General features: G+C 42.7%; 20 protein-coding genes. 8 read left to right on the forward strand and 12 right to left on the reverse strand.

All coding sequences use genetic code 11. The features are described from left to right. The first annotated feature begins 4 nt into the window (after positions 1–4). Genes pstA through M0Q51_05365 form a run of 5 tightly spaced genes read left to right on the forward strand, consistent with a single transcriptional unit; the run spans position 5 to position 4,112 of the window. On the forward strand, positions 5–862 hold the full coding sequence (gene pstA, locus M0Q51_05345; GenBank protein MCK9399404.1) for a phosphate ABC transporter permease PstA: 858 nt from the start codon (positions 5–7) through the stop codon (positions 860–862). Positions 863–874: 12 nt separating this feature from the next. Beyond that, positions 875–1,627: a phosphate ABC transporter ATP-binding protein PstB gene (gene pstB / locus M0Q51_05350; protein ID MCK9399405.1), complete on the forward strand. Its 753-nt coding sequence runs from the start codon at positions 875–877 to the stop codon at positions 1,625–1,627. Positions 1,628–1,685: 58 nt separating this feature from the next. After that, positions 1,686–2,366, forward strand: coding sequence for a phosphate signaling complex protein PhoU (gene phoU / locus M0Q51_05355; GenBank protein ID MCK9399406.1), 681 nt, complete (start codon positions 1,686–1,688; stop codon positions 2,364–2,366). A 7-nt stretch (positions 2,367–2,373) separates the two neighbouring features. Then, on the forward strand, positions 2,374–3,423 hold the full coding sequence (locus M0Q51_05360; protein MCK9399407.1) for an ATP-binding protein: 1,050 nt from the start codon (positions 2,374–2,376) through the stop codon (positions 3,421–3,423). Positions 3,424–3,428: 5 nt separating this feature from the next. After that, positions 3,429–4,112 (forward strand): response regulator transcription factor, encoded by a 684-nt coding sequence (locus tag M0Q51_05365; protein MCK9399408.1) that lies wholly within the window; start codon positions 3,429–3,431, stop codon positions 4,110–4,112. Here the strand turns inward: M0Q51_05365 and M0Q51_05370 are convergent. From M0Q51_05370 to M0Q51_05405, 8 genes are all read right to left on the reverse strand, one after another. Continuing rightward, positions 4,109–4,465: a carboxypeptidase-like regulatory domain-containing protein gene (locus M0Q51_05370; protein MCK9399409.1), complete on the reverse strand. Its 357-nt coding sequence runs from the start codon at positions 4,463–4,465 to the stop codon at positions 4,109–4,111. The two genes, M0Q51_05365 and M0Q51_05370, sit on opposite strands and share 4 nt — an antisense overlap. Before the next feature lie 118 nt (positions 4,466–4,583). Then, positions 4,584–5,042: a hypothetical protein gene (locus M0Q51_05375; GenBank protein MCK9399410.1), complete on the reverse strand. Its 459-nt coding sequence runs from the start codon at positions 5,040–5,042 to the stop codon at positions 4,584–4,586. 137 nt (positions 5,043–5,179) lie between these two features. Further along, a complete protein-coding gene (locus tag M0Q51_05380) occupies positions 5,180–8,074 on the reverse strand; it encodes a TonB-dependent receptor (GenBank protein ID MCK9399411.1) in 2,895 nt (964 codons plus the stop codon). Between the two features lie 94 nt (positions 8,075–8,168). Next, positions 8,169–9,599, reverse strand: a complete 1,431-nt coding sequence (locus M0Q51_05385) for a hypothetical protein (protein MCK9399412.1) — start codon at positions 9,597–9,599, stop codon at positions 8,169–8,171. Between the two features lie 239 nt (positions 9,600–9,838). Further along, positions 9,839–12,373 (reverse strand): cation-translocating P-type ATPase, encoded by a 2,535-nt coding sequence (locus tag M0Q51_05390; GenBank protein ID MCK9399413.1) that lies wholly within the window; start codon positions 12,371–12,373, stop codon positions 9,839–9,841. A 156-nt stretch (positions 12,374–12,529) separates the two neighbouring features. Beyond that, the gene (gene kbl / locus M0Q51_05395; GenBank protein MCK9399414.1) at positions 12,530–13,771 is read right to left on the reverse strand and encodes a glycine C-acetyltransferase; all 1,242 of its coding nucleotides are present in this window, start codon (positions 13,769–13,771) and stop codon (positions 12,530–12,532) included. A 234-nt stretch (positions 13,772–14,005) separates the two neighbouring features. Then, positions 14,006–14,305 (reverse strand): HigA family addiction module antitoxin, encoded by a 300-nt coding sequence (locus M0Q51_05400; protein ID MCK9399415.1) that lies wholly within the window; start codon positions 14,303–14,305, stop codon positions 14,006–14,008. An 11-nt stretch (positions 14,306–14,316) separates the two neighbouring features. Beyond that, positions 14,317–14,598: a type II toxin-antitoxin system RelE/ParE family toxin gene (locus M0Q51_05405; protein ID MCK9399416.1), complete on the reverse strand. Its 282-nt coding sequence runs from the start codon at positions 14,596–14,598 to the stop codon at positions 14,317–14,319. Positions 14,599–15,081: 483 nt separating this feature from the next. Between M0Q51_05405 and M0Q51_05410 the strand changes: the two genes are divergently transcribed. From M0Q51_05410 to M0Q51_05420, 3 genes are all read left to right on the forward strand, one after another. Further along, complete coding sequence (locus M0Q51_05410; protein ID MCK9399417.1) at positions 15,082–16,044, forward strand: NAD-dependent epimerase/dehydratase family protein; 963 nt, start codon at positions 15,082–15,084, stop codon at positions 16,042–16,044. Between the two features lie 157 nt (positions 16,045–16,201). Beyond that, a complete protein-coding gene (gene mnmA, locus M0Q51_05415) occupies positions 16,202–17,269 on the forward strand; it encodes a tRNA 2-thiouridine(34) synthase MnmA (protein ID MCK9399418.1) in 1,068 nt (355 codons plus the stop codon). A 140-nt stretch (positions 17,270–17,409) separates the two neighbouring features. Beyond that, a complete protein-coding gene (locus M0Q51_05420; GenBank protein ID MCK9399419.1) occupies positions 17,410–18,552 on the forward strand; it encodes an iron-containing alcohol dehydrogenase in 1,143 nt (380 codons plus the stop codon). Positions 18,553–18,560: 8 nt separating this feature from the next. Here the strand turns inward: M0Q51_05420 and M0Q51_05425 are convergent, their stop codons facing one another. The 4 genes from M0Q51_05425 to M0Q51_05440 all read right to left on the reverse strand — a co-directional run bounded on the left by M0Q51_05425 (position 18,561) and on the right by M0Q51_05440 (position 25,328). Continuing rightward, the gene (locus M0Q51_05425) at positions 18,561–22,271 is read right to left on the reverse strand and encodes an ATP-binding protein (GenBank protein MCK9399420.1); all 3,711 of its coding nucleotides are present in this window, start codon (positions 22,269–22,271) and stop codon (positions 18,561–18,563) included. Between the two features lie 203 nt (positions 22,272–22,474). After that, positions 22,475–24,346 (reverse strand): tRNA uridine-5-carboxymethylaminomethyl(34) synthesis enzyme MnmG, encoded by a 1,872-nt coding sequence (gene mnmG / locus M0Q51_05430; protein ID MCK9399421.1) that lies wholly within the window; start codon positions 24,344–24,346, stop codon positions 22,475–22,477. A gap of 47 nt (positions 24,347–24,393) precedes the next feature. After that, positions 24,394–24,831 carry an rRNA maturation RNase YbeY gene (gene ybeY, locus M0Q51_05435; GenBank protein MCK9399422.1) on the reverse strand — a complete coding sequence of 146 codons (438 nt, stop codon included), beginning with the start codon at positions 24,829–24,831 and terminating at the stop codon, positions 24,394–24,396. Positions 24,832–24,845: 14 nt separating this feature from the next. Continuing rightward, entirely contained in the window at positions 24,846–25,328 is a 483-nt protein-coding gene (locus tag M0Q51_05440) for an ATP-binding protein (GenBank protein ID MCK9399423.1), read from the reverse strand. Position 25,329: the final 1 nt, after the last annotated feature.

The following is a 25,329-nucleotide window of genomic DNA, read 5'->3' on the forward strand; positions in this document are numbered from 1 at the left end:
AAACATGACTAGAAAGCGGATCATACAGAAAATTGCATTTTCGATTTTCGGAGCGGTCAGTTTTGTCGTGGTAGCCGTGCTGTTTATCATCCTCGGTTTTATCGCGATCAAAGGTATCCGGGTTATCAGCTGGGAATTCCTTACTGCGATGCCTGACCAGGGTATGACTAAGGGAGGGATTTTCCCGGCAATCGTTGGTACGGCCTGCCTGATGGCCGGAAGCATGATCTTCGCTTTTCCTGTCGGTGTGCTCTCAGGGATTTATATTAATGAATTTCTGAAAGACAGCTTTTTCAAACGGTTTATCAGGATGATGACGGATAACCTCGCCGGTATCCCTTCCATTGTCTTCGGTCTCTTCGGGATGGCTTTATTCGTGAACTATCTTGACTTCGGCGATTCAATTATCGCTGGTTCGCTGACATTAGGTTTGCTTGTCCTACCGATTGTTATCAGGACAACGGAAGAGGCGCTGAAATCAGTCGAGGATTCATTGCGGGTCGGCAGCCTGGCTCTTGGGGCCACAAAATTGCAAACCATCCAGAGGGTTGTGCTGCCCGTGGCTTTCCCAAACATCATCACCGGCCTGATTCTTTCCATCGGAAGGGTATCGGGTGAAACGGCACCGATCCTTTTCACTGTCGCAGCTTATTTTCTTCCCCGCTTACCGAACAGTGTCTTCGACCAGGTCATGGCACTGCCTTATCACTTGTATGTATTGACAACCAGCGGTACGAATGTCGAAGAATCCAGGCCGATGGCTTACGGGACAGCCCTTGTGTTGATAATGATCGTTTTACTGATCAATTTGGCAGCCAGCGCCCTCCGGAAATATCTTGGGAAAAAAGTGAAAATGAATTAGGATTATTGACCTATGTATAAAGCTGAAGCGAAAAATATCAACTTTTATTACGGTGACTATCACGCCCTGATAGATGTCAGCCTTGCTTTTCCTGACAAGACGGTTACAGCGCTGATCGGGCCGTCAGGATGCGGAAAGTCGACTTTTCTTCGACTGTTCAACCGGATGAATGATCTGATCGACCATGTGAAAATCGAAGGTGAAGTGCTGGTCAACGGGCAGGATGTCTATTCCAAAGAGGTCATTATCGACCAGTTGCGTAAAAGTGTAGGCATGGTTTTCCAGAAACCGAACCCTTTCCCAAAGACGGTTTTTGAAAATGTGGCCTATGGGCTCCGCGTAAATGGGGTCAGGGACCATAATTTTATTGAAGAAGTGGTGGTGAATTCCCTCAAGAAAGCCGCATTGTGGGAAGAGGTGAAAGATAAACTGAAGAAATCGGCTTTCGAGCTTTCAGGCGGCCAGCAGCAGCGTTTGTGCATTGCACGTGCCCTTGCCGTGGAACCGACTTTGATCCTGATGGATGAGCCGGCATCGGCCCTCGATCCTATTTCTACTGCCAAGATAGAAGAGTTAATCCACGAGCTTAAGCAGCAGTATTCCATTATCATTGTCACCCATAATCTTCAGCAGGCAGGAAGAGTGAGCGATTATACCGCATTTTTCTATCTTGGGGAACTGATTGAGCATAATGAAACGAAGACCATGTTCCTGAATCCCAGCGATGAACGAACTCAAAATTATATCACGGGTAGGTTTGGTTGAGAAACCGGATTGAATAGGTTCATGAAGGGTTATCCTTTAATTAAATTAAATTTGCAATATGAATCATCTGGAAAGTGAATTAAAGACTTTGAAATCCAGCTTGCTGGAAATGTGGTCGATCGTGATCAGCCAGCATGAAAAGGCTAAAATGGCCATTGAAACGAACGACAAGGACCTGGCTAATGAAATACATACCAATGAGAAACTGCTCGATGCCTTTGAACTGAAGCATGACATGGACTGCGAGAATCTGATCGCCCTTTACAATCCGGTGGCCATTGACCTGCGATTTGTCCTGGCAGTCCTTAAAATCAATTATAATCTCGAGCGGATCGGCGATTATGCAAATTATATTGCCAATACGATCAGGAAATCGGACGTGCCATTTGACAGCCAGTTGCTGAAAGATGCACACGTCCCTGATATGTTTGAAATTGCACATATCATGTTGGTTGAAGCTTATGATTCCTTTGAAAAAGATGATATTAAAGCCATTCACAATATCTTCGAGCTCGATACAAAGATTGACGGGTGGAAAAAAGAATCTTTCCAGGTATTAAGCGAACATATCATGAGAAATCCCGCAGATGCCAGCCAAGCACTCGAGCTCAATTCCATCATCCGGAAACTGGAACGTGTCGGCGACCACAACCGGAATATTGCGGAAGAAATCGTCTTCTATCTTGATGCCAGGATTATCAAGCATAAAAAGTTGCAGAAAAAGGCGAAACCAGAATAAAAAGGAGATGAAATTCACTAACCCTGTCCGGCTTGCATTAATCATTTCTCTATTAACCATCGTATTTTTTTCTTTGATATACAGCCTGCTGGTTTTGCTGAATAAGATCCCGTTCAGCATCGCGGTCATTCTGACTTTTGATGTTTTACTTTTTATATTTACCTACTTCCTGCTTAAAAATATCCTGGAGAAATTGATCTTTGAAAAAATCAAAGTTATTTACAAGATCATTCAGTCGCTTAAGCTTACCAGGGTTGAAAAAAAAGCCCTTCGCACCACGCTTGGCGAGGACATGATTAACCAGGTGAGTAAGGACGTGATGGATTGGGCTGAAGATAAAAAAGCTGAAATCGAACAGCTGCGAAAAGCTGAAGCTTACCGCAGGGAATTCCTGGCTAATGTTTCACACGAGATCAAAACGCCTATCTCCAACATCCAGGGATACATCTCAACTCTTCTAAGCGGTGGCCTGGAGGATCATTACGTTAACCGGGATTTCCTTCTTAAAACCGAAAAGAATATTGACCGTCTGATTGAATTAGTGGATGACCTGGATATCATTTCCAGCCTTGAATCAGGAGAAGTCAGGATGGAAAAATCACGGTTCGATATCCAGGCTCTTACAAAAGAGGTTTTTGAATTCCTTGAAGACATAGCAAAAGCCGGAAATATAAAATTCATCTTTGGCAACGATGAAAATACGCCCGTTTGGGTCTATGCTGACCGTGACAGGATCAGGCAGGTCCTGGTTAACCTCTTGGATAATTCCATTAAATATGGCAGAAAAGAGGGCCGCACCAAGGTCAGTTTCTATGATATGGATGAGAACTTCCTCATCGAAGTTTCCGATAATGGGATGGGAATTGAAAAAGATCATATCCCCCGGCTGTTTGAGAGATTCTACCGTGTGGATAAGCACCGTTCACGTGCCGAAGGGGGCACCGGGCTGGGCCTGGCCATCGTGAAACATATCATCGAAGCTCATGAGCAGACCGTCAACGTGAGAAGCTCACCTATGATAGGCTCGACATTTTCATTTACTTTGAAGAAGGGATGATTCATATGGAACAATACAAAATCCTTCTGGTGGATGATGAGCCGGATATCCTTGAATTCCTGGGTTATAACCTGCGGAATGAGGGTTACGAAGTTCACACCAGCAATAATGGAAAAGATGGCCTGGCTAAAGCACTGGAAATTCTGCCGCACCTGATTGTCCTTGATGTGATGATGCCTGAAATGGATGGCATCGAAACCTGCAAAGAGATCCGGCAAATGCCTATATTGAAAAATACCATCGTTATTTTCCTGACAGCCCGCGGGGAAGATTATTCCCAGATCGCCGGTTTTGAAGCAGGGGCTGATGACTATGTAACCAAACCGGTTAAGCCACGCGTACTGGTAAGCAGGGTCAAAGCATTGCTCAGGAGATATCAAGAAGAACCAGGGAAAGAAGCGGGACAAACTCTCGTATTAAATGAGTTTATAATTGACCGTGAAAGGTATGTTGTGATTAAAGACGGGCAGGAGTATAATTTGCCAAGGAAGGAATTTGAATTGTTGAGATTGCTGGCTTCAAAACCCAACAGGGTTTTTACTCGGGAAGAGATCCTGTCCACCATCTGGGGGAGCGATGTAATCGTAGGCGACCGGACGATTGATGTTCATATAAGGAAAATCCGCGAAAAACTCGAAACACCAAACATTAAGACCATCAAGGGAGTTGGTTATAAATTTGAGGATTAGCGGGAAGTCTGATCTGCCGCTATGTTTTGGAGTGATATTTCAATATCCTCGGCTTTCTGATCAATCTTAATTTCTTCTTCACGGTCGGAATAAGAGATCAGGGAACATTTAACCTTGTAAGTATCTGGAATAAGCCCGCTGATTGAAAAATTACCGTCGAAATCCGTATATGCTTCAAAATCTGTGCCTTCAATCCGGATCAATGCACCAGCCAGTGTTTCCTGGTTGGTTTTATCAATCACTTTGCCGGAAAGGGTAACTGTTTTTGCGGCGCCTTCACCTGTATTATCAGCGAATGCTGAGGAAATGCCCAAAATCATTAATGACAGTATTATAAATGTTACTTTTTTCATTGGTTTAATTTTAAAATTAATCATGCAAAAGTAACCGTGGTATGTTAAGGAAATATTAAGCCAATATTAGGTTATTGTGATTATTAATTGGTAGGGGATATTTGGATGAAAATAGATCTCAATAATCCTTCTGGTCGATCAATGTGCCTTTATCATCATACATGAGCCAGGTCCCTCGCTTTTCCCCGTCTTTGTAAGTCATATCATATCTTAATGTCCCAAATTCATCCCATATATACCATTTTCCGTCTTTTTTATTTTCTGTATAATTGGCTTCTGCAATTTTAACATTTTGCAGGCCCCATTTCTCCCATTTACCGTGCTTCATGCCCTTTTGGAAGGATCTGATCTCTTCAGGCTGACCATCATCAAAATAAATCTTTGTCAAGCCGTCCAGCATGCCATCTTTTACTTCTATGGTTGCCCGGATAACCGAATCCGCATAATATTCATAGCAGGTGCCTGTAAACATCTTCCCTTGCTCATCGTAATATATTCCATCTGAACCCTGCCGGGTTTGTGCAAAGCCAGAGATGAACATCATGATGAAAATGTATATGGTAAAAGTTCTCAACATATATTCTTTAAGTTTATTTCTTGTAAAAAACCATAGCGCCCAGCTTACACCAGGTTGAATGCCCAATGGCGAATTTAATATATTTTTCTAAGTAGATGACCAGAATTTGCAACATTCTTTAAGTTAATCTATGTGATTCAGAAAAGTGAATAGCTCAATCTCAACTGAAAAGTAATCCCCTGGTATAACCGTGTAAAATATTGATCGGTAGCCTCATAAGATTTAAATATAGATTCCTTCTTTGCGTTAAGAAGATTTTCGATCTTCAAACCAATCTGCAGGCGCTTATCCTCTCCCAGGCTTTTATTGCTGTTAAAGTTTAAACTGTTGAAAGGTTTGGAATAAATATCAGGACGGTCAACCATACCGACATATTGAAGTGTTTGTCCCTGAACATTGTAGTAAAGTCCGGCTTCAAAGCCGTTCCAGAATCCTTTTACGCCTCCGTTATATGAAACACCGAAATTAATAATATAAGGCGCCTGGCCTGCCATATCGCGGTATTCGTCAATAGTTTGGCCGGTGCGTGCATTTGCAACCCTGGAATCGTATTCTGTATTGCTTAACCTGATAATCGATTTGGTAAAAGTTAGGTTCGACGAAATGGCCATGTTCCTGAGTGCCTCGATGAGTGGTTCAAGATTCAGACGAAACTCGATCTCAGCGCCGAATACCTGGCCATCCCCCACATTGCGTGGCTGAAAAGATCCGGCCAGAGTGGCATACTGTACCATTTCTATAGGATTGTCAAACATCTTATAAAACCCACTCAAAGAAATCGTTTGACCATTCGATGGAAACAATTCCCAACGAAGGTCGAAATTGTGAATATCTGTACTTACCAGGTTTCCGTCCCAGTATTCAATACCGGCAACATCGTCGGCATCGCGGAACAAACCACCGATAAATGTGCGACCGCTTATAGGATCGTATATTTCAGCATAAGATAATTCTTTGAAGGAAGGACGGGCGATGGTTTTGGCATAAGAAAATCTTAGATTTTGCTTCTCCGACAAAGTGTAGATAAAATTAACCGAAGGGAAAAAGTCAGTATTATCGAGCACCTTTTCATTATCAAGAATATTATACCCAAGCTGGTCCTGACCTGTATAATGCTGGACGTAGTTTTCGACACGGATACCCAGTATGGTTTTCAGGTTTTTTATCGGGCTAAGTTCCATGGAAACATAACCTGCAGTATTATTTGTACTGGAATTAAACTGGTTTGGATTTACCGGGACAAAAGGTGCTTCGTATGTAGTACCATTGTTAATATTTCCATCGCGCGGCCACAGATTTTCCGGCAGGAAGAGTTCATCAGGGTTGCCTGTTAGGGGCACATTCCGTATATTAAGCGCATAGCTGAGGATGGCAAAGTCACGTTCTTTGAAAGTGTAGGCTCCTCCAAACTGCAGTTTGGAATTTTGGCCCATGATCTCAAATCCCTTTGTTATGTGTATTAAACCGGCCAGGTTGACCTCTTCCAGGTCGCGCCATATTCTTTCAGGAAATCCGGATTCTGTACCTATTACGAAGTCTCCCTCCGAGACCACATACCTGGTAAACCGGATATCAGGATCTTCCATTTTTGATAAGGTGGGTGAAAGTTTCCATTCAACATCCCATTTCGTACCGGTGAATGTGTGTTTACCATTGATAATCAAATTGGTAAGCGAGCGTTCACTATAATCAAGATTATGCTGAAAACCTTCGAAATCGCTTCCCTGGTCTGAGCCAATATAATCGAAAATACCTGCTTTGGATTCTCCATTTTGCAAGTGCAGAAGGTTGATACGGTATTTTGAATTAAGTGTTTTGATAGCGAATCCAGCCATCCCGCTCAATAAAACGCTGCTTACTCCATAGTCACCTTTCTGAAATTCACGGACACCCATTTCATACACATCAGGATCCCCTGAAAGACCATAGCGTCCATACTCAGCATCTTTATAAAACTCTGTATTGCTTTTATAAGAAAGGGCAAAATTATACCCCAGGGTTACTTTCTTGTGTGCGATTTGGTTACCCAGGGAAGCCCCAAAACCATAATCCATGAAACTCATTTTCTGGTAAGCTGCCATAGCAGGATTGAAATTTTCAAGTATTTCCCTGTACCGCTGGGCTATTTCTCCGTCAGGATCGCCGACTACTTCAGAAAAGAAAGGAATATTGGTTGTTGCGGGAATTTCTCTTGTTCCATCATCAAAACCAAGAAAATCAGTTTTACCACCGTTATAAGTAAGATAATCGCTCTTAAAATGAAATCCGGGATTATATCCTGCACTTAAGGAAATATTTCCTTTTTTTTCCTCTGGAAAATCTTTTATGGCGATATCGATGACTCCGCCCGTAAAATCTGCAGGCAGGTCAGCCGTAAATGATTTGAGAACAATGATGTTATCTATGATATTGGTGGGGAAAATGTCCATCTGAAGCGTATTGCGGTCGGGATCAAGACCGGGTATATCAACCCCGTTGAGGATAGTCTTGGTATAACGGTCACCCAGTCCGCGCACATACACATATTTTCCACCTTCTACTGAGACACCAGGAACACGTTTCATAGAGGAGGCGGCATCTGAATCACCTATTTTCCTGAAACTGACTGATGAAATGCCATCAATTACATTGTCGGATTTCCTTTTAATGGTAAGCAATGCATTTTCTGTATTCCGCAATCCCTGGGCTGTGATCACAACCTCGGTAAGCTCAAATGTAGTTTCCTTCAGCCGCAGATTGTCGAAAAGCGAAACTTCTCCTGGTTTTACCTGAAGTTCTTTAATAATTAGCGTTTCATAAGAAATGAAGGACACTCTCAGATTATATGACCCGGGTTCAACGCTCAGGTTGAACTTACCATCCAAATCTGTAAGGGTTCCCATAGTAGTTCCTTCCAGGAATATCGTGACACCTGGCAGGTACTCACCGGTAGCATCATCGAAAACTGTTCCCCTTATAATACCATTCTGCGCGTGCAAGAGGGATGTTAAAAGAAGTAAAAAGAAAACGATGGATAATTTAAATACATGCATGTAAAATAATTCTGGAGTCCTCGGTTTCAAAACCAAAACTCGCAGACTTGAAAAACCTGCGAGCTTTGATGATATAATAAACGACAACTATTGATTAAAAGTTATCTAAAGCTCCTGATACTGAAGCCCATGACCATGTCTGGAATTTTGTAACATCGGCTCCGACTGTATTTGCGCCTTCGGCAACAATAGTCACATAAGCATCGCTGCCGGCTTTAAAATAGTCAGTTACGATAGCACCTTCCGGTAAGGTAGCCTGCAAACCTGAGGCCACCAGGCCGGTAGGATTAAGGTCAAAATCCTGACCTGTAGCTACACCAAAGAAATAAATGCTTGTCATGGTAGCGATGGAGTTGTCGTCGAGATCGACCAGACCTTCAGCGCCATCGGCATAAACAGAACCGTTTTTAAGAGTGTGGCCAGCCGACATGGAGCCTTCCGGACCGTCGAGTTCGAAACATTCGTCACCCGGGTTCACAACGATAAAGTTATCGAGTGTACCGGCCCATGATTGGTCGGTATCGACTGCGTCATCACCGACATTCCAGATAATCGCATTTTTAACGCTTACGGTGCCGCCGAACCATTCGATACCGTCATCTTGATTAGCGATGATTTCTACGTTTTCAATGATAGTACCTGAACCAACGCCACCGAGGGTAAGGCCATTGATCTCATTACCTTCCCCGATGTTAGTTCCGCCATGACGAATTGAAACATACCGGATCACACCGGAATTATCGGCAGGATTATCGCCACCATAGAGACCGTTTTGATCTGAGGGAGGAATACCTTCTATCTGCATGGAAGCAGCATCGGCCGAAATAGGGGCATTTCCCAGAATCAGAAGACCTCCCCAGAGTCCGTTCAGGACGGGATCCAGGTTCGGGCTTGCTATTTCACCGGGCATAATTTCATCGGCAACCGAAGTAAATATAATCGGGGAATCAGCAGTACCTTCTGCCATAATTTTACCGCCACGGGCGATCAAAAGAGCCGTTGCATTGGCACCTGTGCCAGCCTGGCCTTTTACTATAACTCCCGGTTGAATGGTAAGGGTAACACCGGCTAAAACTGCAATACGACTTTCGAGGGTATAAACCTTCCCGGTTTCCCAGGTAGTATTTTCAGTGATGTTTCCTGGCACTGAGACTTCTAATTCTTCTTCAACCACGCTGATAACAGCAGTAGCCGAACCAGCCTGGTCATCATTATCAGTTATTGTCAGAACTACTGAACCGGCTCCAACTGATGTGCCTGCAGTAAAAGTAACAACTATGCTGCCTGATTCAGATCCGATGGTACCATCGGTCTTTACCGTAACAGTGCCGTTAATGGCAACTGCATTTGTTGATTTAAAACCTGCTTCCGATGTAAACTCAAAAGTTAAATCAACGGACGAACTAATTTCAACTGTAGCATTTGTAGGAACAGTAACTGCAGGAATTTTGTTTGTTTCGTCTTTTTTGCAGGAGGAAAAAATTGCCAAGGAGGCTACTACGAAATAGATAAGGATTTTTTTCATATTTATTTTCTTTTAATTTTTCTGCAAAAATCCGGTCTACAGATTACCCTAATGTTTTGTGATTGTTACTAAAACATTATGAATTACAGTTGCATGTTAAAATAACATTAAGGAGGGCAGAACGGTCATCTATTCCGGAGAAAGTCTAAGGAGAGTTAAACGCTGACAGGTCTGACGACACTGTCAGGTTTAAAGTGGTGAAATAAAGACCTGACAGCGTCCGTCGCCAGGTGGACCTGTCAGCGTCTTGATAATTTGTAAACCTCAAACCAGGTTATGCTGAATATCCCGGCCACAATGCAAATCAGGGCATTCGTAAACTGGATCCTTTCAAATTGAAACAAATCCATCAGGAAAGGAATATTCAGGATTAGAATTAAAAATACGACAGCTCCACCGGCAATCCATTTAACGGTCTTATTTGGTGTTGCCAGTATCTGGAAAATATTTCTTGTCCAGGAACGGTTCGACAAAATAATGGCAATATTGGAGACAATAAGGGTCAGGAAAGACATCGCCCTGACCGTCTTTTCACTATAACCTAAATGCAGGTAGCTGAAATAAACCGCTAAAACAATTACCAGAACGCTGCATCCCTGTAAACAACTTAATAATATCTTTTTCCTATTGAAGAAAGGTTCATCTATTTTCTTCGGTGGCCTGTTCATCACATTCTTCTCCGCTTTTTCAGCTTCAAAGATGATGGAGCAGGCCGGATCAATGATCAATTCAAGGAATACGATATGCACCGGCCACAAAAGCAGGGGAAGGTCTGCAAAAAAAACAGGGATTAGCGATAGTCCTGCAATCGGCACGTGAATGGCAAAAATATAGCCAAGCGCTTTCTGAAGGTTATCAAAAATCCTTCGTCCCATCCTGATAGCACCCACGATAGATGAAAAATTATCATCCATGAGTACCAGGGAAGAGGCTTCACGGGCAACGTCCGTGCCTTTTTCACCCATGGCGATACCGATATTTGCAGCTTTCAATGCGGGTGCATCATTTACCCCGTCACCGGTCATGGCGACAATCTCCCTGTTTTTTTTCAGTGCATTGACAATTTTCAGCTTTTGTTCTGGGATGACCCGGGCGAATATGTTAACATCCCTGATCTTTTCGCACAATTTCTCCTCGCTCATTTCGTTTAGCTCCTGTCCTGTGATGCAAGATTCATGGTTCCTTAAACCGATTTCCCGTGCAATGTTTTTTGCAGTTACCGGATAATCTCCGGTTATCATGATCACCCGGATACCGGCTTTATAGCATTCGCTGACGGCCACTTCCACATTTTCCCTGATCGGGTCCGACAATCCGATCAATCCAATAAAATCAAAATGGAAATCATGCTGCGTTTCCGGAAAAACATTTGAGCTGATGGTTGATTTAGCCACGCCCAAGACTCTTAATCCTTTTTGGGCTAATTTTTCAATGGATTTGGAAAGATGTTCAATTTTTTCTTTTGGAAGGTGGCATAAGTCAAAAATGGCTTCAGGTGCACCTTTCGATGCAATAGTATATTCATTTGTCCCTGCTTTTTTGAAAACCCTGGACATGGCCAGCATCTCTCTTGAAAGCGGGTATTCCTTAAGCATTTCCCAATCAGTATGCTCATGTTCCGTGCCTTCAAAATAACTTTCTCCAATGCTGTTAATGGCTTTTTCCATTGGGTCGAAAGGATTGACCTGGCTTGAAAGAATCCCATATTCGATAATTTCATGAAATTCTTCCGGAAACACTTTATTATTAGAGATGTCCAGAAATTCCTTTCCATTGAACAGATCGGTGACGGTCATTTTATTTTGCGTCAGCGTACCTGTTTTATCCGTGCACAACACCGTTGCGGAACCCAGGGTTTCAACGGCCGCCGGTTTCCTGGTGAGTACACTTTTTTTGGACATGCGCCAGGCGCCAAGGGCTAAAAATATAGTCAGAACTACTGGAAATTCTTCCGGAAGCATCGCCATGGCAAGTGTAATACCCGCGAGGAAGCCTTTCAGTAAATCTCCCCTTGTCAGGGTGTAGACAATAATAACAAGGATACACAGGATGATCCCGATAATAGCAAGCCTTTTCACAAGCGTGCCCATTTCTTTTTTCAGTTTGGTAGGCTCCTCTTCAACTTCCTCAAGGGCTTTGCCGATCTGCCCGATCTCCGTGTTCATTCCTGTTGCCAGCACCTTTGCAATGCCATTGCCCTGAACCACCATCGAACCGGAATAAATAAAAGGCAAATCATCACCCCCCGGCTGTTGTGATTTATCCGATTCGTTCCACTCCGTTTTTCTTACCGGAACGGATTCTCCCGTCAGCAACGATTCGTCAACCATCAGGCTAAGCGTGTGCAGCATGGCTGCATCCGCCGGGACCCTGTCACCTTCCTGTAAAACTACAATGTCACCCGTTACCACTTCCCTGCCCGCGATCCTTCTTTCCTGGCCATAACGGATAACAAGGGCACGCGGGCTTGCGAGGTCTTTCAGTGCATCAAGGGCCTTTTCCGTTTTCTTCTCCTGGTAAAACTCTATCCCCATGACCACAAAGACAAAACCAAGCAGCATGATGCCTTCCTGGATGTCGCCTAAAACGAGGTATAATGTGCCGCAAGCCACTAACAGTAAAAACATTGGCTCTTTAATGACACCAAAAGCAATGGATAAAATATTTTTAGGCTTGGATGAGGGAAGTTCGTTGTATCCCTCAATTCGAAGCTTTTCAGCAGCTTCTGCTTCGGTCAATCCTTTAAATTTCCCTGAATTGAGATTAATCTGCATGATAAATACTCAAATTAGCTTTTATAAATACATCAGCAAGATAATCAAAATTCTTATGCGCCATGCTGTACTGGAGACAAAAAGAGGGTTTCTGACACTAAAATCAGAAACCCCATTACTATCTTGACTGCCGACTGTCAACAGTTGACTGTCGACTTATTTAATCATCTCCAGCTCTTTTCCCACCTTGATAAACGCGGTAATCGCGTGATCCAAGTGATGCTGGTCATGTCCCGCCGAGATTTGCACTCGGATGCGGTCCTTTCCTTTGGGTACCACCGGGAAGGAGAATGCGATCACGTAAACGCCTTCTTCCAGCATACGGTTTGCAAACTTGACAGCCAGTTTGGAACAGTCGGGATATTTGCCGAACATGATCGGAACGATCGGGTGGTCGCCTGCGACGATATCAAAGCCGGCTTCCGTCATTTTTGCACGGAAATATTTGGTGTTTCTTTCCAGCTTATCGCGAAGCTCGGTGGTGGATGAAAGCATATCGAGCACCTGTATCGTTCCACTCACCACGGCCGGGGCAACGGTGTTGGAGAACAGGTAAGGACGTGCCTTGTTGCGCATCCATGAGATGATCTCTTTGCTGCTGGAGATACAGCCGCCGGATGCTCCTCCAAGTGCTTTTCCAAAGGTAGTGGTAATGATGTCCACCCTGCCCATCACACCGCGGTATTCATGCGTTCCACGGCCGGTCTTTCCCATAAAGCCCGATGAATGGCTATCGTCGACCATCACCATCGCATCATATTTTTCGGCAAGGTCGCATATCTCCTTCAACCGTGCCACGTCTCCATCCATGCTGAAAGCTCCGTCGGTGGTAATCAACCTGAAACGGCAATCTTTAGCTTCCTTAAGGCATCTCTCAAGACCTTTGGCCATTTTGCCCGTGGCGGGATCTTCTTCTTCCACATCCCGAAAATCGTTGTGCTTGTAAATCCAGCGTTGGGCCTTACAAAGGCGGATCCCGTCGATAATTGAGGCATGGTTTAGTGCGTCAGTAATGATTGCATCCTCAGTACCAAGCAGCGGTTCAAAAACAGCTCCGTTTGCATCAAAGCATGAGGAGAATAGGATAGTATCTTCCATACCGAGGAATTTCGAAACTTTCATTTCCAGTTCCTTGTGAATATCCTGCGTGCCACAGATGAAACGCACGGATGACATTCCGTATCCACGTTCTTCAATTCCTTTGTGAGCGGCTTTGATCACATCCGGGTGGGAGGAAAGGCCGAGGTAGTTATTTGCGCAAAAATTCAGGCATTTTTTGCCTTTTACAATGATTTCAGCGCCCTGTTCGCTTTCAATGATGCGTTCGTGTTTGAATAGCCCGGCATCCTCAATGGTTTTGAGTTCATTTGCCAGGAAGTCTTTCATTTTGCCGATCATGGGATATGAATTTATAAAGTTTAGTAAAGTGTTAATGAATTAACAAAGTGTTGCAAAGATAATTTTTTCATGAAATGGATTGTCATTAAGGATGAAATCTTTATCAGGGAAAAGACGATCAGCTGATTAGAGATATCTGAACTGTTATTCCTTCGATAATGTAAGGTTTTAACAGTTTTTGCGGATTTTGCAATAATTTTCTGACTAAATTATCAAGACTGCCTGCTAATTCAATTAGGCAACGTTTTCTTTATGCTTCTTGATTACCTTAAATTCATCTTTCTTCAGGTGTATTTCTTCTTCAATATCAAAATCATTCTGTAGTCCGAGCCAGAATTTCGCCGAATTGCCAAAATAATTACTTAACCTCAATGCAGTGTCAGCGGTGATCCGCCGCCTCCCTTTTAAGATTTCACTAACCCTGGTTTGAGGAATATTAATGTCCTTTGACAATTTATAAGCAGAAATATTCAAAGGGATTAAAAATTCTTCTAATAAAATCTCACCGGGATGTATGTTATTAAGCTTTTCCATTTTCTTAAATTTTAATGATAATCAATTATTTCGACATTAAAAGAATGCCCGTTTTCCCAATGAAAGATAATCCTCCATTGGTCATTTATTCTTATGCTATGATAATCCTTTAGTTCACCTTTGAGTTTTTCCAAATTGTTAGACGGAGGAATTATCAAATCATTCAAATTCACAGAATTATTAAGCATTCTAAGTTTTCGTCTGGCGATATGCTGAATTTCATCTGGTAACTTTTTGGATCTGATACCATTCCAAATTTTTTCAGTTTCTTTAGATCCGAAAGATTGAATCATAGTAACGTATTACAATACTAACGCCAAAAGTAATTATTAAATTTTAAATATCCAAATAGAAAATGTGGCCTACCGGTATAGGCTAAGAGCAGGCGGGCATTAAATTCCATGTTACTGTCTACCGAGACCAAAGTTTATTAAAGGTAATCACTTTCAATTTAGGACTTTCCGCCCGTTTGCTTTTAGCCAATGTTGGGCAATACATACTAAAAATATGAATAATGTATGTTTCATTTTTTACATGTTGAAACGTCAGTATAAACCCATTGCATTTATCGACTTCATGAGTATAATAAACTCATTATGTTTATTCCCCCAAATTTAACGAATAAAATGTACTTAAAGATGATCATTTTTTATGTTTTATAAATGACTGATCAATTCAGATCCTTCGTAATTGTTTTTACCGGAAGAACGTGATTATAAATAAGTTTTTTACTTTTGCCGCAAATTGTTAATTATTTCACAAAAAACTAGTTGAACATGAAAAAGATACTCGTCATTGGTGCTGTAGGTCAGATCGGATCCGAGCTGACCATGCGCTTAAGGGAAGTTTACGGTTCATCGAATGTTGTGGCCGGCTACCGCAAAACCGAACCCGGTAAAGAATTAGCAGAATCCGGACCGCTGGAAAGGGTGGATGCCACCGAACCGGAAAGACTGGCTGAAATAGTTAAGAAATATAAAATCGATGCGATCTATAACCTGGCTGCCCTGCTCTCCGCCGTAGCCGAAGGAAATCCGACTATGGCATGGAACGTTGGAGTAGGCGGCGTGTTCAATTGTCTTGAAGTGGCCCGTGAAAATAAGTGCGCCGTTTTCTTCCCCAGCTCTATCGGCGCTTTCGGACCCACTACCCCGCTCGATAACACACCCCAGGATACCATCCAGCGACCCACCACCATGTACGGCGTGACCAAAGTAACAGGCGAACTGCTCAGTGATTATTATTACAAAAAGTTCGGCGTGGATACCCGCGGCTTGCGATACCCTGGCATCATTTCAAATGTAACTCTGCCCGGCGGCGGTACTACTGACTATGCAGTGGAGATATACTATGCGGCCATCAAGGAGAAAAAATTCACCTGTCCCCTGCCCGCCGGCACTTTCCTCGATATGATGTATATGCCTGACGCACTCGACGCAGCCATCGACGTGATGGAAGCCGATCCGTCAAAACTCAAGCACCGCAATGCTTTCAACGTCTCCGCCATGAGCTTCGACCCGGAGATCATCTATAAGGAGATCAAAAAACATATCCCCGACTTTGTTATGACCTATGATGTCGACCTGATGAAAAAAGGCATCGCCGACTCATGGCCGAACAGCATGGACGATAGCGCCGCCCGCGCCGAATGGGGCTGGAACCCGAAATGGAAGCTCGACAACATGACGGTTGATATGCTGAAGGTTATTGGTGAGAAGCATAAACTGGGACTTATCTAAAGAGTGTTAAGGTTTAAGTGTTGAGGTTTAAGTTCGGGATTATTTTAAGATCCCGATAGAGCGATCCTCGAGATTCGATATTCGAAGTAAGGCCAAAGAATATTTCGAATATCGAATATCTAATATCTTTCTTTCTTTCTTTCTTTACCTTTGCCCCATGCAAATCGCTGCCCTTGTTTCAGGTGGAGTCGACAGTTCCGTCATTGTTCCCTTATTGAAAGATCAAGGGTATGATCCGGTCATTTTTTACATCCAGATCGGGATGGACAACGAACCTGGCTTCATGGACTGCCCGTCGGAAGAGGATATCGAGATCACAACTTTCATCGCCAAAAAATACGGCTGCCGCTTTGAAATTGCTAACCTGCACGAAGAATACTGGAACCGGGTAGTGAATTACACAATCGATTCCATCCGTCATGGCTTTACCCCAAACCCAGATGTGATGTGCAACCTGTTTATCAAATTCGGAAGCTTTGAAGACAAATTCGGAAAAGACTTCGACAGGATTGCAACCGGCCACTATGCCCGGAGGATTGATGAAGGGGGAAAAGCTTACCTTGGAACCGCTATCGACCAGAAAAAAGACCAGACATACTTTCTAGGCAGGATTACATACCATCAACTCTCGAAAGCCATGTTTCCCCTGGCAGACCTGGAAAAGAAAGACGTCAGGAAGATGGCCCGCAACCTGAAGCTCCCCAGCGCTGAACGGCCCGACAGCCAGGGTATCTGCTTTCTCGGAAAGATCAACTACAATGAGTTCATCAAACGATATGCCGGTGAAAAGGAGGGGGACATTATCGAACTGGAAACCGGGAAAATCCTTGGCAAACACAAAGGCTTCTGGTTTCATACTATCGGCCAGCGAAAAGGCCTGGGCCTCAGCCAGGGTCCGTGGTTCGTCGTTAAAAAGGACATTCCCGGTAATATCGTTTACGTTTCAAACGGATATAATCCGGTTGCACAACATCAGGAGGTGATTTTGCTCGCCGATTTTCTCTTTATCAATGAAAAACCCGACCGGGATTATTCTGTCGCCCAGCCGGTGCATTTCAAGATCCGCCACCAGCCTGAGTTTAATGAAGGCTTGATGGTCCGGGAAGGAGAGGGGAATTATCGGATTGACAGCGTTAATAGCATTGCCGGCGTTGCCCCCGGACAGTTCGGTGTAGTTTACACCACCGATAACAGGATATGTCTGGGGAGCGGAGTGATTACATAAAAAGTGTTGAGTGTAAAGGTTTAAGGGTTGAGTTAGGGACTATTTAATTTTGAATTTTAAGTTTTAAATTTTGAATTCGGGTGTTCTATGTTGTGAACCTTTTAACAATTTAGCAATTTGACAATTTAACAGTTTATTTCATGGAAAACTTCATTTTGTATAACCCGGTAAAACTGCACTTCGGGAAAAACGTAGTGGAAAATCTTGGGAAATCGGTTTCTCATTATGGTAAAAAAGTTCTGCTGGTGTATGGCGGAGGATCGATAAAAAGAAACGGTATTTATGACCAGGTTATTGACCAGCTCAGGAAAGCGGGGACGGAGGTTTTTGAATATCCTGGCATCCGGCCAAATCCGGTTATTGAAGATGTGAATGCCGCAGCGGACCTGGGACGGAAGAAACATGTGGATATAATCCTGGCAGTAGGAGGGGGGAGCGTGATCGATTCGGCAAAAATTATCAGCATCACTATTCCTGTTGACCATTCCGGATGGGAATTTATCAAAGGCAAGGCAAAACCAAAAACAGCAGTCCCACTGATCGCCGTGTTGACCCTGGCGGCAACCGGCACGGAAATGAACCGCTTCGCCGTTGTACAGAATAATAAAACCAGAGAAAAACTGGGATATGGCGACCCGCTGACCTATCCGAAAGAATCCTTCCTGGATCCGTCGTATACCATTTCGGTCCCGGCTGATTATACATCATACGGAATTACGGACCTGATTGCCCATAGCCTGGAAGCTTATTTCGGAGAAGGGGAGGCATCCCTTTCCGACCGTTTTGTCTATGCCATTATCCGTGAAGCCATCGAATATGGCCCACAACTGTTGAACGATCCGGGGAATTATGCTTTGCGTGAAAAGATCATGTATGCTGCAACCAACGCACTCAATAATCTCACATTTTACGGGAGGAAATCGGGTGACTGGGGGGTACATTCTATCGGGCATGTTTTGTCGGTTTTATATGATGTTGCCCATGGTGCTTCTTTATCCATCGCTTATCCTGCCTGGCTGCGACTGCATAAGGACCGCATTTCCGGGCGGATCGCGGAATTAAGCAATAATCTCTTTCAAACCGCTACCACTGATCAGGCCATTGAACACCTGGAATTCTTTTTCATCTCCATTAAATCTCCGGTAAGATTGATTGATATCGGGATCGATATTAAAAAAAAGGGAGGGGAGATTTATCAAACCCTTCTTTCATGTAAGGCCGGGGGCAACCATCATGCGCTCAGTCCAGAAGATTACCGGGAGTTGATCCGGCTTATGGCCTGATCAGCTGTTCATGCCTTACATGCCGGGATTTTTATGCTGAAAGTGGCACCTTCCCCGGGTTTTGACTCAAATGAGACTGTACCGCCTATAATGGTCAATATGCTTTTTACCATGGCAAGTCCCAATCCCATCCCACTGCTTTTGGTAGTAAAACTCGGTGAAAAGATCTTTGAAGCCTGCTCGTCCGTAATTCCTGCGCCATTATCCGATATCCCAATTAAATAAACGTCATCTTCCACGGATAACTTTATCCGGATAAGTCCGTCTCCTTTCTTCCCGATTGCCTGCACGGCATTCTGAATTAAATTATTAAAGACCCTTAACAGTTGCCGCTTGTCGGCAAGGACAAAACATTCCTGGTCCAGGTGTTCAATAACAATCCGAATGTTGTTATGATGATGATATAATTCTGCTGCAGATTTAATAATGCCTGTCAATTCTATCTTTTCGATATTTGCTGCCGGCATTTTGGCAAAATCGGAAAACTCTGAAGCAATTTCCGATAATGAATCGATCTGCTCTACGATGGTGCGGGTAAATATTGCCAGGCGTTTTTCCCAGTCAGGCGCTTTTTCATCCCAGGCTTTCTGCAGATGCTGAACGCTGAGCTTCATCGGGGTCAGGGGATTCTTTATCTCATGGGCAACCTGTTTTGCCATCTCCCGCCAGGCACTTTCCCGTTCCGACCTGGCCAGCATTTCTGCACTCCTGGCCAACTCATCAATCATCCTGTTATATTCTTCGACCAGGTTTCCGATTTCATCCTTCCTTGTCCATTCAATCTTTTCATTTGATTTGCCCAACCCGATATTCTTTAACTTATCCCTTATCAGCTGAAGCGGCCGGGTAATAAATCTTGAAACCAGGATAGTTACCATAATTGCCAGAACAATTAGTAAGACATAAACATTAATGTATGCAGCAAGAAAATCTGCGATTTCCTTCCGTAGTTCGGTTTGTTTTGCAAAATAAGGGAGATTCACGTAGGCAATGATCTGGTCTTCATTATTCCGGAACGGAATATAGGCAGATAAATATTCCTGCCGCCCGATTTTTTCATTTTGAATATATAACAGGCTTTGTTCATACGCCAGTTTATAAAAAGCACCTGTATGCATTTTTTCGGATAATAGTTCCTCTTGAAATATTTGGGGCCTGGAGGATGCAATCAGAGTTCCTTGTGTGTCAAAGAGATTGATATCGGAATAAAATATCAGCGAAAATTTATTAAGCAGGTCAGTAATATAGCCCGTCATATCTCCGGGAAGAGCGGGCATGTTTCCAAGTTTATGCTCCAGTTCTGTCAGCACGGAGAAAGTTTTTTCACTAAGATTATCCCGGTTTTTATTGTTATACAGATGAATAATGTTGAAGCGGGTGATCATTCCCAGAACAAAAAAGGAAATGATAATAATAGCAATGATAGATACTTGCAATTGATTGCTGAAATTGAATTCCAGCCGGCGAAAACCTCCGGAAACCATGTAGCCCAAAAGAAAGACCAGCAGAAAAAGGCTAAAAATGATAAAGAAATAAGAAAAGGGCGCAACCAGATCGAGCAAAGTCATGTTCTTTTTACTGATTATCAATTTGTTTACATCATCCTGCCTGACAACATAATGATTATACCCCTCATTATCAATAAAATAAGATGCTTTATCCTGTTTTTCATAAGCTTGAAATCCAAGATTATAGGAAAAATCCCCATTTTTATAAATGAGTTTATCATCTACATATCGGGCATAAGAGTAATTGGACAATCCTGAAATAACCTTGACGTTCTTGTCGATCAACAAATCCGGATATCCCAGCCCGGTTTCAGAAATATACTTATAAAATAATTCGACAAATATCTTTGTAGTATCCCTTGGTTTCTCTTTTGTGTTCAGAAAATCGATTGTCGCAATGTAGTTGTTGTTTTCCGTTTTGTTATTCAGGAAGAATAACCCCGGACTGATAATTTCCGTTCCCGGGGCTTCAACAAGGCCCTTGAAATAGTCATAACAGTTCGAAAGGTATCCCTGTGGCTGGATATTCAATACCTCTTCCTGTTGGCAAACCGTGATCAATAATTCATATTTATTCCAGAAATTATTGAAATATTCTTTGTCAAGGTACGTAATTATTTGTTTATCAACTTCTTTACTTACGTTCCTTTTATTCAGCAAAGCGATAAGAGTCGTATCGTTTATCATTTGACTTTTCAATCGTGAAAATTCATATTCCATCAGGGGGTCCCGTTTGGAAGAAAGCTCAACTGCGAGGCTCTTTCTTTTCTCTTTTTCTTTAACTCCATGGTAAAAATCGAGAACAAAAGTGGCGATAAGGGAAAACAAAACAATATAAATCAAGGCGCCTGAAATGTTCCTAAACTCTCCGGTTTTATTTGAAAAATAAAGGAAAGACAGCAGGTAGGCGAGCAATAAAGTCGGATAGATAAGACCGGGACCGGCAATTAACTCTGCGGAAAACATTGGTATGACAAGCAAAGAAGACAGGAGTGCAATGATGAAATAAGTCCATGCTTTGATACCACTGTGACAAATCAATAAGCTAAGCCTGGCAGTAACTAAAAAGAATGCCATAATCAGGGAAGTCATAGCTAGGAATCCCAATCCGCTATATATATCAATATTAAATATGTTATTCAGATTTAGCTCAATGTTAGAATCGATCACCATCCTTCGTATGGTTGAAATAAGAAGATAAAACAGCGCACCTGAAATAAATATCAAAACATAACTGAGGAAAATTTTTAAAGTTTTTCTATATTTTAATAATGAAAAAGTGAATCTATCATAAAAAATCCAGGCAAGGGTAAGCCATAGGAGGCTGTTAACGACCAGGTCGCCCAATGAAGGTGAAATGAAAGAAGTAGCGTAATAATATGGGCTAAAAAGGTCTGTATGATAGAGAAAACCCGGTATTCCGAAATAAAGAAGCATGAACCGTATAAAGATGGCATCAAAACTGAATGCAAGGAGAAGAAATAAGGGATTTCTCCGGAAAAAATCAAACAGATTATAAAGGTAAAATAGCAGGAGAATCAGGGAAATGAAAGATACAAGCAGAAAGGTAAAAACAATCAGGTTGGTTTTTAATGAGTTGTTGTGTATATTTTCATAATTAAGAGAAAACAGGAAATCCCCACTATTCGCGGATATATTTACAGATCCGGGAATAGTATCGAGTTCAACATTAGCTTTAAGGTTAAAATCTTTTTGAAAATCATTAACCAAATAATCATTTTGATAAGGGAAATCATTTTTAATCAGGATCAGGCCGATGGCTTTAAGATTTTGCTTTTCCTTAATAATGACCCTGAACCAGCCATTGGCATAATGCATAAACGGGCCTGAAACTAATTCTTTATTAAAAATATTTCCGGCAGGGACATTATTATCTGACCAATAAACCAGTGAGTCATTCCGGTATAAAAAGATTGCCAGCCCCTCTTTCTGCCATAAATCAGCCGGGAGATCCCGGTAAATGGACTGAAAAGGACGCAAAGCATCCTTCTCTTTCAGTACATCTTCAAGCAACGTCTGGAGTCTTTGCTCTTTTAACCGGAGAACTTGTTCAAAGTTTATCTGCCTGTTAATTACCTGGTCATTTTCTCGTGTAAAAAAGTATTGAATAACCAGCGCTGCGACCAGGAATGTTATAAAAAGGAAAGCCAGGCGAAAAATATTTCTTCTTATTTCCGGTTCTTTCTCCATAAATTTTATCATTTACTGGATTTCATGCACTTAAAAACGGCTTAATTAGAGGTTTCCTGGCACGTTTTTTTTAGAAGTCATCCCTTTTTAATCATCTGCGCTTCCGGGTTTGCCAGAAGGCTTAAAATTAAGCATTTTTCGTTTAAGATAATTATCGTGCCAGTAATAGGGGCTCTTTTCTAAAATCGTTTCACGTGGAACCCTTATCTGCCCAGATGGACAATAAGAATGGAAATATCGGCGGGTGAAACTCCGGCAATCCGGGATGCTTGTCCCAAGGTCCTGGGCTTTATCCTGCTGAGTTTTTCACGGGCTTCTAAAGAGAGGGCTGTCAGACGATGGTAATCAAAATCTTCTTTAAGTGTAACCGAATCTAACCGCTCAAGTTTTTGGGCCAGTTCCCCTTCTTTTTCAATATATCCCTCGTATTTAATCAGAATTTCAGCTTCATCCAGAATTTCTTCCCGGTTTGGCTTTATCGCATTCAAATGGTTCCTCAGAGCCGGAAGGTGTTCAGCCAGACCGGCCAGGCTAATTTGCGGACGTAACAGTAAGCCGGCGATTTTCATCTTTTGAGAAATGGTTGGTGTTTGCGAAGCTTGCAGAAAGCCATTGATCATGTCAGGGTCAGCGCTGATTTTTCTCAAATAGCAGACAATTTCTTCAATTTTATCTCTTTTTTCTATCACGTTATTCAACCGCTCATCTGATGCCAATCCGATCCTATGAGCCATTGGGGTCAGCCGTTGGTCGGCATTGCTCTGACGGAGTAAAATCCGGTATTCAGCCCTTGAAGTGAACATGCGGTAAGGTTCATCAACACCTTTGGTGATCAGGTCGTCGATAAGGACGCCGATATACGCATCGGATCTTTTCAGTATAAACTCCTGCTCACCTCTAACTTTAAGATGGGCGTTAATCCCTGCCATAATTCCCTGCGCGGCAGCTTCCTCGTAGCCTGTAGTGCCATTTATCTGTCCGGCAAAATAAAGGTTTTGAACTAATTTGGTTTCCAGCGTATATTTAAGCTGCACCGGTGGAAAATAATCATATTCGATGGCATAACCGGGTCTGAAGATACGGGCATTTTCAAATCCTTTTATTTTTCTGAGTGCTTTGAATTGAATATGATCAGGTAAGGAAGAGGAAAAACCATTGATGTAATATTCGACGGTATGCCATCCTTCCGGTTCCACAAAAAGCTGGTGGCTATCTTTTCCGGCAAACCGGTCAATTTTATCTTCAATCGAAGGACAATAACGCGGGCCGATCCCTTCGATTTTTCCCGTGAACATGGGTGATTCGTCAAAACCGGTCCTGAGAATATCATGCACTTCCCGGCTGGTATAAGCCATGTAGCAACTGCGTTGTGCCTTTAGTGGAGGGGTATCGGTAAATGAGAATTTCCCCGGGTTTTCGTCCCCTTTTTGTTCTTCCAGCTCGCTAAAATCAATCGATCTTCCATCAACTCTCACAGGAGTTCCGGTTTTCATCCGGTCCGATTCAAATCCCAGTTTAATGAGACACTCAGTCAATCCTTTCGCAGCTTTCTCCCCGATCCTGCCTCCGCCAAATTGCTTTAACCCGATATGAATAACCCCGTTCAGAAAAGTCCCATTCGTTAATACTACAGATTTTCCTGGTATTTCATGACCCATTGAAGTCATAACTCCTTTTACACTTCCATTTCTCACGATGACTCCAGTGACCATATCCTGCCAGAAATCGAGATTAGGCGTATTTTCAAGCATTTTCCGCCATTCCGATGAAAAAAACATACGATCACTCTGTGCTCTTGGGCTCCACATGGCAGGGCCCTTTGATTTGTTCAGCATCCGGAACTGGATCATAGTCCGGTCGGTAACGATGCCGGAATATCCCCCCAAAGCATCAATTTCCCTAACGATCTGGCCTTTAGCAATTCCACCCATGGCTGGATTGCATGACATTTGGGCCATGTTAGTCATGTTCATGGTAACCAATAAAACAGAAGATCCCAGGTTGGCTGCTGCGGCAGCGGCTTCGCATCCGGCATGACCAGCACCTACGACGATGATATCGTATTCTTTAAACATCAATCCTAATTAATGGAAAAATCAGTTTCCGTTCCACGTGGAACATTTCATGACCACATCGTCAAAGATAGGTAATATTCTTCTTTGGCCCTCATCTGCTCCCTCTCGGATCGTGTCTTATCTTTGTAACCCATCAAATGCAGCACCCCGTGGATCATTAATCTTTTAATCTCATTATTCAATGAATCCCTGAATTTCTTTGCATTCTCTCTGGCCCGGTCAACACTGATATAAATATCACCGGTTAATAATCCGGCGCTCTCAGATAGGTCAAAAGTTATGATATCAGTCAACGTAAAATGCCTGAGGTATTCCTTATTAAGCTGAACTAAAATATCATCATTTGTCAATATATAATTCAGCGTTCCTACGTTATAATCCTCATTATCAGCAGATTTAATTATCCAGGACCGGATCTTACGCTTTTGCTTCAAGGTATAGCTTACCTCTTCAAGAAAAAAAAATATTTTTGGTTCCCCGGCCATTTACTAGTAAGGGTTCAACTGTTCAACCGCTGATATACACGGAAAAAGTCCTGCATAAAGACCACTCTTCTCTCAAAAATATTCTCATCAATTCCATAAATCCGGAAAAGCATTTCAATGAGACGGCCCTTATCCTTGAACTTCACTTCGTCGGCTAAAGCCTGGATCAAATGCAGGCCATTTTTATCTGAACCGAACTCGACTCCGGAATTCCCTCTATTCGCATATGCCTTATAGTCAAACCCTTCACCCTCGTCAAAAACTTTTATCCAAAGGCCATCCTTGGTATTTTCCAGCATAATACGGACAAACTTCTTCCTGTCTTGCCCGTTTCCATGAAAAATCGCATTTTTAACAGCTTCCGAAACACCCATAAGAATGTTCCCGAAATAATTGCCATATAAAAGGAATTCTTCACTGATCTCTTCAACAAACTGTTCTACCTGGAACATTTCATCAAGAGATGATTCAATTTTAATCTCTTTATGCTTTTTCATC

Source organism: Bacteroidales bacterium (assembly GCA_023229505.1).
In the GTDB taxonomy this organism is placed as follows: domain Bacteria; phylum Bacteroidota; class Bacteroidia; order Bacteroidales; family JAGOPY01; genus JAGOPY01.